Source organism: Candidatus Methanomassiliicoccus intestinalis Issoire-Mx1 (assembly GCF_000404225.1).
In the GTDB taxonomy this organism is placed as follows: Archaea; Thermoplasmatota; Thermoplasmata; order Methanomassiliicoccales; family Methanomassiliicoccaceae; genus Methanomassiliicoccus_A; species Methanomassiliicoccus_A intestinalis.
Map to the genome: position 1 here is coordinate 860,556 of NC_021353.1, position 11,480 is coordinate 872,035.

Here is an 11,480-nt window from a genome sequence, read left to right on the forward strand (position 1 = left end):
TTCAATCTTTTAAATCCTCTTCATCAAGGAGGTTAAATCCTGCTTCCTTAAGGACATCTACAGCTTTCTCTGCATCATCTACACGTAATATCAGTACAGCAGAATCATTCTTCGTATACGCATATCCATAATCGACGTTTATCTGAGCTTCTCCAAGTTTAATTGCTATCCCTTTAAGACCGCCTGGCTGGTGTTTTACTTTGACTGCTATGACCTTATTTACTATAACGGCGTATCCAAGGTCTCTCATTACAGTCGCTATTGCATGTGGGTCTGAAACCACTGCTCTCAATAATCCAAAACCGTCAGCTTCTGCGAGTGAGAATGCCAGAAAATTAACTTTCTGTGCCTCCATCACTTCCGATATTGAAGCCAGCTTACCCGGTCTGTTCTCAACAAAAACTGATATTTGATCAATAAGGCAACTCATTTAATCCCCTCTGTTATCAATAACTCTCTTTGCTTTTCCTTCAAAGCGTGCTAAAGATCCAGGCTCTAGCAGCTCTACTCCAGCGGCTACATTAAGTGAATTTTTCAGAGCATACTCAACGTTCTTTTTGAGTTTCATAATGTCTGATAGTTTATCACTAAATGCTGATGGCTTCAACTCAACTCTTATTGTCATTGTATCAAGAACGCCTTTTCTATCAATGACGATCTGGAAATGTTCTCCAAGTTCTGGTATGGTCATCAAAGTATACTCTATCTGAGATGGGAATACGTTGATTCCCCTGATTATGAGCATATCATCTACTCTTCCGCTTAGTCTTTCGATTCTAAGGTGATTTCTTCCGCATGGACAAGGCGAATCGTCATATGCTGTAATATCTCCAGTCCTGTATCTGATTATAGGCAATGCTTCTTTTTGAAGCATGGTGATAACCATTTCTCCTTTTTCTCCAGGACCTAAAGATTCTCCAGTTTCTGGATCAATAACCTCTACATATGCCAAGTCTCCCCAGATATGCATTCCATTCATCTCAGTGCATTCTGTAAACAGCGGCCCTGAAAGTTCTGAAGTTCCATAAATGTCGTATGCATTCACTCCAGTGCTGTCCTTTATTCTCTTACGCATTTTTTCACTCCAAGGCTCAGCACCAAGAACTGCTGTTCTTAATTTCGTATCTTTTTCTATCGATATGCCCATTTTTTCTGCAGTCTCGGCTATGTGCAGAAAATATGATGGGGTGCAACAGATTGCACTTACATTCAAATCTCTTATAAGCTCTACCTGACGTTCTGTATTTCCTGTTGAAGCTGGTACTACTGTAGCACCAATTCTCTCAGATCCATAATGCGCTCCAAGACCGCCTGTAAACAGTCCATACCCGTAACTTACCTGGACCGTGTCATGCCTTCCTAGACCTATTGAAGTCATGCCGCGGGCTACCGATTCTGCCCAGTTGTCAAGATCTCTCTGTGTATAACCTACAACTGTGGGTTTGCCGGTTGTACCAGATGATACATGATATCTAACCAGATCATCCTGACCCCCTACAAACAGTTTATTTGGATAATTGTCACGGAGATCTTTTTTGTACATGTACGGAAGCTTTTTGATATCTTCCAGTGAATTAATATCATCTGGATGTACATTTGCGTCTTTCATGCGTTTGTGATAAAACTCTGAAAAAGAATACAATCTATATACTTGAGTTTTTAATAGTTTGAATTGCAACTTACGTATCTCTTCAGGAGACATCTCTTCTACTCGAGGATTCCAATAACTCATAATTAAACCTCAATGGATACGTACTACCGAACATCGTGAACATATTTGATCGTTTTCCATCTTTTCAAATTTGATAATTAAATATAACAGTGTTTAGATAAACACTGTCTGTCTTGTGTATTCTCACCAATAATTACCTATGCAAGACTTTCCATATCAAATCCTATTTCAATTTTGTCTGTACACATAGCAACTGGTAGAATTACTACAAATTTAGAATATCCGAAATGATTCATGGTTATTTCCTCTTCAGCCCAGATGTGCCCTCCAAAACTTTCGAAAATTTTGCAGGCTAATGACAAATCTATATCCGGATCATCGGAGCATTCTACAAGCTCTCCATATTCATTATTCTTTGATTTTTCATCGCAAATTTCTATGCGGTGAAATTCTCTCCCGCGTTCACAGTAGTCTCTAATCTTAATTGTGATTTTTGCATGATCTGAGGATTCTGATACTTTTCTGATTATTGTCTTAAAAGCTTCTTTGAGGTGGATGTTGGCAGAAACTAAACGATGCTCAGTAACTTCACACAAAACTGTAGTTCCGTTTCGAAGAGATCTTTCACATTCGCAACCAGCGGAATCTATCAGGTAAGATATATCTATAAGCTCAGATGAGAAAAATCTATTCTCTATTAAATATGATTTGTATTCGTTCTCTACAGTCAAATCTATTTTTGAAATCAAATCTGAAAGATTGTCTGATGAATTAATGCACATTTCTTTTACTTTGTCTACAATCTGCTTCAAACAATCTTCAGCCTTATGTTTTCCTTCCACAGCATCCATTTCTGCGACTCTTTGGTGAGAGATGTCTTGAAATATTGAAATCGATCCAATAACTGATTCGGTTTCAATATCTCTAATTGGGCATGAAGATATACATAGTGTAGCCTTTTCGCCCCCTTTAGACGTTATATCTATACTGTCTCCCTCAACCGCTTCCCCATATTTCAGAGACCGCATCATCGCCCAGTCTCCTGTACTCAGTTTGATGCCATTGTCTGTCCACCTTGCTTTTAAAGAACTCATTGATTTTACATCGGCAGGTGAAAATCCCAACAGGCTCCTGAGTTTAGGATTATAATCGACAATTTTTCCATTATGATTAACAACCATAATTCCGATGGGTAATGATTTCTGAAAGTCCAACATAGTCTTATTCTGATTAAAAATAAAGATATTTCCATGACTCACTGGTACGAATGCATAATCTATGCAGCCACACCACGCTACAGTTCTGCCAGATCTGCATGGAGTAATATCAAAAGTTTCAGTTATGTCTCGGATACAATTACACTCCAGCTCCCATTTTTCTAAAAAATCTCTGGATGGTTGATTCATTAGCCTACATGAATTATTATCGTCAAAATATATGCAAGGTGTTGGCAGGTTCATTATGAATTCATGCATTGTATTTGATGTAAACATGCTTTATTTTTCTTCAATGAGGGAGTATTAAAAGGTAGCGTTTGATATCTAAATGCCTAGAGTTGATATTTTTAAGCGTATCTACCATCATTTTTGTGGAAAGTTTCAAAATCTTTAGTATGATGGTGTGTGTTGCGTGTCGGATATGTCTGCAAAAGAATGGTTAAAATCCAACGAGTTTAAAATCAACGCTGTGCTGTTGGTAGCTTCATTGTTAATCGCGATTATTGGTTTTGTTTTTAATATCGGGATGATCGCAGGACTAGGTGTCTTGGCCTGTATATTTTTTATAACCTATACAATCTATGGGTACGTAAGGGTAAATGGATTAGGGCCAGAATGAATATGACTGCCATAAAGAATACGCCGATAAAGCGGGTAGCCCGCTCTCAGGACAATCCGAATTTTATTAAGATGTACCATGGCAATCTTGAGATTATGGTACCTAGAAAGATATTTAAAAACGGTACATCTGAATTCAATGATGAAGAGATGGAAAAATTTCTTTCAATTATCAAATCCAGGTATCCATGGCTTTCTGTTTACGCCCTCGATGAAATAAAAAAAGGTGCAGTCGAGGCAATGAAAGATCATATTGAAAGGTCAAAAACCACCCCTCAACGAGCAAGGGATTATATGAACAGTGGTAAAAACCAGGAGGCTTTGAGAATTCTTGAAGAGTATCTCGTTGATAATGAAGATGATGCCGATGCCTGGTACGTAACTGCAGAAGTTCTCTTCAAACTCAAACGCCAAGAAGAAGGGTTCAAGGCTATGAATTATGCGAAGAGTCTGCCAAAAAAAGGTCATTGATAGCATCGATCACTTCTTTTACCGTAGCTCCCCACGGTACGATGACACAATTCCCGTCCAGCTTATGTCCATTTTTAATTTTACAGCATTTAACAATCCTTTTTTGATCGTCCTGCGGAGCTAATTTCCTAGGACACATCTCTATTCTTTCAATATCCTCATTATAAATTGAATGGTATATCTTTTCTGAGAGTTCACACCCTATGAGCGTGCATTTTTCATTAATCTCTGGTAGCTGGTCTAAATAATAGTCTTTTTTGTCAGATCGTATTCCCGAAGCTTTGCATGGAAATAGAACGGCATCATCATTGACTGCTTTGGCTAATATATTAACATCCAAATCTGAGTACTCCGCAACTATCGGAAGATCTATCATTCCAGAATCTAGAGCTGTTTTTACTAATGATGATAACTTTGAAGGATATGGTGGAACGACATCTAGCACATTCAGTCTCAAGGGTTTTCCCGGGGCTGTGAACGAAACATGGCCAAATTCTCCTTCAACAACTACTGTTTTATCTGGATAATGTTGAGAAATTTCAGCCATTGCCGGCTGGTTTATAACATTGATTTTTTCATCTTTTAGGTATACTGTATCTTCAGGCATGGAGATTATCATGTGTGAAATAATTGGTCGAAATAATTCTATTCCGTCTGCTTTAGTGATACTTAAAACTGCTGTATCATTTCCGTTACGCAGGACATAATATTCACATCTGGTGTATGCACATTTTCCTTTGATATTGTTGGAGATATTCTCTTCAGTCAGATCAAAAGAGACTTCTTTTACAGCTACGTCCTTGCAGTGCTCTGGAAGCATAACATCTCCAAAGGAAAGAATTGATATAATCCTTATGCAACCTAGCTTGCAGAATGAAAGTCTATGCTGTCAGGAAAGGCAGGCAGGTTGGTCTGTTTGAAACTTGGGATGAATGCAGAGAACAAGTCTCTGGTTTTTCAGGTGCTGAATATAAAAGTTTCCAGTCGTATGATGAAGCTGAACGATACCTCTCTTTCGATAACGAATGCAATTTCATTCAGTCAGACTTGGTAGCTTATGTTGATGGTAGTTATAATCCTGCATCAAGGGAGTTCTCATATGGGGTGGTAATTATACATCCAGATGGGAGTCTAAAAAAATTCTCTGAAAAGTCGAACGATCGATCATTAGCGGCTATGCGTAATGTAGCAGGAGAAATATCTGGTTCTATCAAAGCAATGGATTATGCCTTGGAAATTGGTGCTAACGCCCTCACAATATTCTATGATTATGAAGGTATTAAAAAATGGTGCACTGGTGAATGGAAAGCCAATAAAGAAGGTACAATAAACTATAAGCATTATTTTGATGCGATTAAGAACAAGATTGACATATCATTCGTGAAAGTTAAGAGCCATTCTGGTGATAAATTTAATGATATGGCTGATTCACTGGCGAAAGATATCCTATTTAATTGATTGGATGGTTTGAATCTATTGCATTCATTGTAACAAGCTTACAACTGCAAATGGTAATTGTATCTTATCTAGAGAACGATATGATTTTGTATAGTTGAACAGATGTTCAACCATAATCTATATAACAGTTGAACATATACTCAACTGTAATTTGTAAGAGGGAAAATATGACAAACGATGAATTTGCCTGTGATTGTGATGTGATCCATGCAGATGTTGTAAATTTGGTAAAAAAGCATATGCCAGATGATGAAGAGTTTACTGACTTGTCTGCTTTTTTTAAGATTTTAGGAGATTATACAAGAACTAAAATCTTGTGGGCTTTGGATAAAAACGAGATGTGTGTATGTGACTTGGCATCCCTTTTAAATATGACTAAGTCTGCGGTATCGCATCAACTGCGCTTATTGAGAATTGCAAATCTTGTCAAATCCAGGCGAGATGGAAAAGTGATATTTTACTCACTGGCAGATGATCATGTAAAAGCTATTTTTGAAACAGGTCATGAACACATAAGGGAAATGTGAAATTGGTGACTATTATGAAAAAATCATATTTATTAGACGGTTTAGATTGTGCAAATTGTGCTGCCAAGATGGAAAAAGCTATTAACGACTTAGAAGAAGTGAAAAATGCTACAGTTAATTTCATAACTGCAAAATTGACGATAGAAACAGATGAAAATCAGGATGAACTGCTTTTTAAGGTAGAGAAAATAATTAAGAAAATAGAGCCAGATGTTAAAATAAGAAAAGTTTGATGGGGGGCGTTTACTATAAAAAATCGTCTTCTGTATATTATACTAAGCGCAGTTATTTTGATTGCTGCAATCCTGACTTACAGCAATGTAGAATGGATTGGACTAGTATTGTTTGTAGTAAGTTACCTCGTAGCTGGTGGAGACGTTCTTTACAAGGCTGTTAGAAACATACTGCATGGAAGGGTATTTGATGAAAATCTCCTGATGACTATTGCAACTATTGGTGCCTTATGTATTGGAAAATATACCGAAGCTGTAGCAGTTATGCTTTTTTATCAAGTCGGGGAATTATTCCAAAGTTATGCCGTTGCGAAATCTAGAAAATCAATATCTGAATTGATGAATATCCGACCAGATCATGCAAATGTTAAACGTGGAGACACGATCTCAACGGTTGATCCTGATGAAGTTTTGATTGGAGAACTAATAGTTGTAAAAGTTGGTGAGAAGGTCCCGTTGGATGGGGAAGTAATCGATGGTACGTCTTATTTAGACACTTCTGCTCTTACTGGTGAATCTGTTCCAAGGGAAGTTTCGGCAGGCAGTGAAATTCTTAGTGGGTGCATCAACCTAAATGGATTACTGACTGTAAAAGTCACAAAAAATTTCGAAGAATCTACTGTAAGTAAGATTCTTGATCTTGTGGAGAATGCTAGCAGCAAAAAGTCAAAGTCAGAGAATTTTATTACAAAATTTGCAAGAATATATACGCCTATAGTCGTGGTAGTCGCATTACTTCTCGCAGTTGTTCCAACACTGGTGTTACCAGGTGCTATTTTTTCTGATTGGTTATATCGGGCGCTGACATTTTTAGTGGTTTCCTGTCCATGTGCATTAGTGATCTCTATACCGTTAAGTTTCTTTGGAGGATTAGGCGGAGCATCAAAGAAAGGTATTTTAATTAAAGGCAGTAACTATCTGGAAGCTCTTGCAAAAACAGAAATAATTGTTTTTGATAAAACGGGAACATTAACAGAAGGAGTCTTTGAGGTTCAGGATATTCGTTCTGTTGGTATCACAAGTGATAAGTTGCTCGAGCTTGCTACATACGCCGAGAATTATTCTACACATCCAATTTCAATGTCGCTAAAGAGATCATATGGGAAAGATATCGATCCTTCATGTGTAAAAAATGTGAAAGAAATCGCAGGTCATGGTGTCATAGCTAATGTGAATGACAATACTGTTGCAGTCGGAAATGGAAAATTGATGAATGAACTGGGAGTGTCTTATCTAGATGATGAGATAGTTGGCACTATATTACACGTGTCGGTCGATGGTACATATGCCGGCTATATCTCCATTTCAGATAAATTAAAGCCAGATGCATTTGAAGCAGTAACGAAATTGAAATCTAAGAATGTTAAAAAGGTTGTAATGCTGACAGGAGACTCTGATTTAGTTGGAACTAGAATCGCTAAAAAACTGAATATTGATGAAGTATACACAGACTTACTCCCCGCCGACAAGGTCGAAAAGGTAGAAGAGCTGATTAATCAGAAATCTGAAAAAGGCATTCTTACCTTTGTAGGAGATGGGATAAATGATGCACCAGTACTCGCAAGAGCTGATATTGGAGTTGCGATGGGAGGCATGGGTTCAGATGCGGCAATAGAAGCAGCAGATGTAGTCATAATGACTGATGAACCATCCAAAATCATCGATGCTATTGGTATCTCAAAAAGGACTCTGGGAATTGTTTATCAAAACATTGCTTTTGCATTAATTGTGAAAATTGTTGTACTCATACTTGCTGCATTTGGTATGGCAAATATGTGGGAAGCTATATTCGCAGATGTTGGAGTCTCGATCATCGCGATTCTCAATTCCTTTAGAGCACTATGGGTTGGAAACTCAGTAAATGCAGATCTCAGTAGTTCAATACCAAGCTCTGAAGGTACTGAAATAGCATAAACACGAGGATAAATAATCAGACTCAAAAACTCTTGAGCACGAATCATGGGGTTTTTGAGTACTTTTTTCAATTTTTTTCCATTCTTAAAGCGAACCTAAATATATGGGGAGCTAAATTAGCGTCCAAAGCCGGGATGACAGAGCGGCCATGTGGCGGACTGCAGAGATGCAGTTTGCATACACAGTTATCCGTACACCCGAGTTCAAATCTCGGTCCCGGCCCCATTTTTTGTGCATTTAGGCAAATCTACATATCATCGGGTGTGATGTCGTATTATGGACTGGAAGGCTGACGTATATACAGTTCTGGAGCGGGATCCGGCTCCACGATCCTTTGGAGAAGCACTTATGTTCAGCCAAGGCCTTCACGCCATTTTGATGCAGAGAATATCTCATAATCTGTATCTAAGGGGGCAATATAAAATTGCCAGGCTTATAAATTATTGGTCTCGGGTTCTCACCGGTGCTGACATACATCCAGGAGCAACGATTGGTAAAGGTTTTTTCATCGATCATGCAACAGGTGTTGTAATCGGAGAAACCACAATCATCAATGATAACGTTTCAATTTTTCAAGGTGTAACATTAGGTGGAGTTTCAACGTCTAAGAAAAAAAGGCACCCTACTATTGGAAATAACGTTACAATTGGAGCAAATGCATCTGTGCTTGGGGATATAACAATCGGGGACAATGTTAAAATCGGAGCCGGCTCAGTAGTGGTAAAAGATGTTCCTCCAAACACTACAGTGGTAGGGATTCCTGGGAGAGTTGTAAAACGGAATGGTGAAAGAGAAAAAGTTTTAGACCTCACTCATGAAAATCTTCCTGATCCTTTAATCGATACCATTGCAGATTTGGTGAATTCAATAAGCGCACTTGAGAAAAAAGTAGAGGAACTTGAGGAAAAACTAAAAAAGGACTAACCATTCCCATCATATGTGGAGTGAAAAAAGTGGCTCTCAAGATATTTAATACGCTGTCTAAGCAGGAAGAAGAGTTCGTACCGATTGAAGACAATAAAGTCAAAATGTATGTGTGCGGGGTCACTGTCTATGATGACATTCACATGGGTCATGCGAGATCCATCATTGTCTTTGATATGATCGCCAAGTATCTTAGATATCGCGGATATGATGTAACACACCTTACAAACTTCACGGATGTGGACGATAAGATCATCAATCGTGCTGCAGAGCTTGGAATTGATCCTCTGCAGCTATCTAGAAATTATATCGATAGGTATCTTGAAGATATAGACAGGCTTGGCGTGAGGAGAGCTGATGCATATCCAAAAGCATCTGAAAACATTGATCAAATCATCTGCATGATTGAGAAAATAATAGCTAACGGGTATGGGTATGTAGCAGATGATGGCAGCGTATACTTTTCAGTGGAAGCTGTATCAGATTATGGAAGACTTACTGGTCAAAAACTAGAAGACATGCAGGCAGGTGCAAGAATAGACGTTAATGAGTCTAAACGCAATCCATATGATTTTGCACTTTGGAAAGCTGCAAAGCCTGGAGAAATATCATGGACCAGCCCCTGGGGAGAAGGTCGGCCTGGTTGGCATATCGAATGCTCTGCTATGTGTACTGAATATCTGGGGGAAACGATTGACATTCATGGAGGCGGCAATGATCTGATATTTCCGCATCATGAAAATGAGATTCTGCAGTCCGAGGCTGCAAATAAAAAACCATTGGCTAATTATTGGATTCACAATGGGATGTTACAAGTGCAGGATGCAAAGATGTCTAAGTCTTTGAAGAATTTCTTCACGCTCAGAGATATAATGGAGAAGTATTCAAAAGAGGAAATCAGATTTTATGTTCTTTCTGCACATTATAGGGGACCACAGATATATTCTGAATCTGCTCTAGATGAAGCGGCAGCTAGTCTAAAAAGAATAACAAACGTAGTCAGAGAGCTGCGTGATTCTGCTGGAAAATTTGCAGGAACTGAAGATGCAGATGGAATAGCGGCTCACTTCCATGATAAATTTATTGAATCTATGGATCAGGATTTCAATTCGAGAGCTGCAATTTCAGAGCTTTTTGAACTTGTGAAAGAAACAAATAAACTCATATCTTCCAATGAGTTGAGTAATCAAGGTGCTGAAAATATACTGTCTGTATTGGAAGAAATGGATAGTGTATTTGGAATTCTTCCAGTATCTGCTTCAGAAAATGTTTCAGATGATCTAATTCAAATTCTTGTTGATGTTAGATCAGAACTTAGGAAACTGAAACAGTATGCTCTAGCTGATTCTATACGAGATCGATTAAAAGAATGTGGAATTGAATTACAGGATTCTGCGGAAGGCGTAAAATGGATTCATACATGAGGGCTATTAAAAAAGCAGAACTTTTGTCGGGAGGGCCCATTCACGTTTCTAAACACCTAACTCTGCCATTTCCGCTTTCAAAATCCACAGCTGGTCCTGGAGCAGGATCAGCTTCATTGGTGATTGAGTTCGAAGGTATTCGTGTAAAAAAGGCAGTTACATGGGATGATGAGGTTTTTAGCTTAAACGAGTCAGGTGGAAATTATTTTATAACAAAAAATGGAAAACCTTTTTTGGATAAAGTTTGTATAGGGCATACTCTGGCACATGCTCCAGAGCAGGCATTTTTTAATTTAGCTACCGAGTGTATTTACAATTGTAAGTTCTGTACATCCCCATCATTGAAAGAGCGGGGAGCCACAAAATCTCTGACTGATGAAAAGATCATTTCCATGATTATGCATTATTCTGAACATGATGACCTCAAGGCAGTTGCCCTTACCTCAGCGGTGATATCCACACCTCAAGACACGATAGATAGAATGTCAAAAATTGTAAAGGATATAAGGGAAAAACTTCCTTTAATGCCCATTGGCGTAGAGCCCTATGTAGAAAAACGACAGCAAATTGAGCAGCTTAAAGCTGCTGGTGCTGATGAAATAAAATTAAACATTGAAACGTATGATAAATCTATTTTTGAAAAAGTATGTGGGGAGCAAGACATAGATCAGATAATCGAAAATATAATCTCTGCAGTAGAAATCTTCGGCAGGGGAAAGGTAACTTCTAACATAATCTATGGAATGGGCGAGACTGATGAAAATGTACTTGCTGGATGTGAGTATTTAGCATCTTTAGGATGTGTCGCAACGCTTCGACCTCTGAGGCTTAATGATTTAAACAGACCACAAATGGAAGCAGCGCTCGGTCATTTAGAACCAGTAAATCCTGAAAGGATGGTAAAACTTGCACAGAAATATAAACAGATGCTTATCAAATATGACCTTACTACATTCTCTTTTAAAACAATGTGTCATGAATGTACATGCTGTGATATCGTGCCCTTCAGAGATATTTAGGCA

13 protein-coding genes and 1 tRNA gene are annotated in these 11,480 nt (G+C 38.3%); 10 read left to right on the top strand and 4 right to left on the bottom strand.

Features of this window, described 5'->3' with window-relative positions:
* Window position 1: 1 nt before the first annotated feature.
* From H729_RS04125 to H729_RS04135, 3 genes are all read right to left on the bottom strand, one after another.
* On the bottom strand, window positions 2-430 hold the full coding sequence (locus tag H729_RS04125) for an ACT domain-containing protein (protein ID WP_020448746.1): 429 nt from the start codon (window positions 428-430) through the stop codon (window positions 2-4).
* Window positions 431-1,732 (bottom strand): phenylacetate--CoA ligase family protein, encoded by a 1,302-nt coding sequence (locus H729_RS04130; protein ID WP_048133931.1) that lies wholly within the window; start codon window positions 1,730-1,732, stop codon window positions 431-433.
* A gap of 137 nt (window positions 1,733-1,869) precedes the next feature.
* Entirely contained in the window at window positions 1,870-3,078 is a 1,209-nt protein-coding gene (locus tag H729_RS04135; RefSeq protein ID WP_048133932.1) for a PAS domain-containing protein, read from the bottom strand.
* Window positions 3,079-3,301: 223 nt separating this feature from the next.
* Between H729_RS04135 and H729_RS04140 the strand changes: the two genes are divergently transcribed.
* On the top strand, window positions 3,302-3,508 hold the full coding sequence (locus H729_RS04140; RefSeq protein WP_020448749.1) for a hypothetical protein: 207 nt from the start codon (window positions 3,302-3,304) through the stop codon (window positions 3,506-3,508).
* A 2-nt stretch (window positions 3,509-3,510) separates the two neighbouring features.
* A complete protein-coding gene (locus tag H729_RS04145; protein ID WP_172618659.1) occupies window positions 3,511-3,978 on the top strand; it encodes a tetratricopeptide repeat protein in 468 nt (155 codons plus the stop codon).
* On the opposite strand, the gene H729_RS04150 is transcribed toward H729_RS04145, so the two are convergent.
* Window positions 3,938-4,798 carry a DUF7714 family protein gene (locus H729_RS04150; protein WP_020448751.1) on the bottom strand — a complete coding sequence of 287 codons (861 nt, stop codon included), beginning with the start codon at window positions 4,796-4,798 and terminating at the stop codon, window positions 3,938-3,940. The genes H729_RS04145 and H729_RS04150 overlap by 41 nt on opposite strands.
* Window positions 4,799-4,851: 53 nt before the next feature.
* Here H729_RS04150 and H729_RS04155 point away from each other — a divergent pair, with 53 nt between their 5' ends.
* The 8 genes from H729_RS04155 (at window position 4,852) to H729_RS04190 (ending at window position 11,477) form a co-directional block, all read left to right on the top strand.
* Window positions 4,852-5,436, top strand: coding sequence for a ribonuclease H1 domain-containing protein (locus H729_RS04155; RefSeq protein WP_020448752.1), 585 nt, complete (start codon window positions 4,852-4,854; stop codon window positions 5,434-5,436).
* Between the two features lie 167 nt (window positions 5,437-5,603).
* Window positions 5,604-5,963, top strand: a complete 360-nt coding sequence (locus H729_RS04160) for an ArsR/SmtB family transcription factor (RefSeq protein ID WP_020448753.1) — start codon at window positions 5,604-5,606, stop codon at window positions 5,961-5,963.
* A gap of 14 nt (window positions 5,964-5,977) precedes the next feature.
* Complete coding sequence (locus tag H729_RS04165; RefSeq protein ID WP_020448754.1) at window positions 5,978-6,196, top strand: cation transporter; 219 nt, start codon at window positions 5,978-5,980, stop codon at window positions 6,194-6,196.
* A gap of 15 nt (window positions 6,197-6,211) precedes the next feature.
* Entirely contained in the window at window positions 6,212-8,110 is a 1,899-nt protein-coding gene (locus H729_RS04170) for a heavy metal translocating P-type ATPase (RefSeq protein WP_048133933.1), read from the top strand.
* A gap of 128 nt (window positions 8,111-8,238) precedes the next feature.
* A tRNA-Cys gene (locus tag H729_RS04175) sits at window positions 8,239-8,335 on the top strand.
* 51 nt (window positions 8,336-8,386) lie between these two features.
* Window positions 8,387-9,034, top strand: coding sequence for a serine O-acetyltransferase (gene cysE / locus H729_RS04180; RefSeq protein WP_020448756.1), 648 nt, complete (start codon window positions 8,387-8,389; stop codon window positions 9,032-9,034).
* A 29-nt stretch (window positions 9,035-9,063) separates the two neighbouring features.
* On the top strand, window positions 9,064-10,458 hold the full coding sequence (cysS, locus tag H729_RS04185; protein ID WP_020448757.1) for a cysteine--tRNA ligase: 1,395 nt from the start codon (window positions 9,064-9,066) through the stop codon (window positions 10,456-10,458).
* A complete protein-coding gene (locus H729_RS04190; protein ID WP_020448758.1) occupies window positions 10,443-11,477 on the top strand; it encodes a radical SAM protein in 1,035 nt (344 codons plus the stop codon). The genes cysS and H729_RS04190 overlap by 16 nt, the downstream gene beginning before the upstream one ends.
* Window positions 11,478-11,480: the final 3 nt, after the last annotated feature.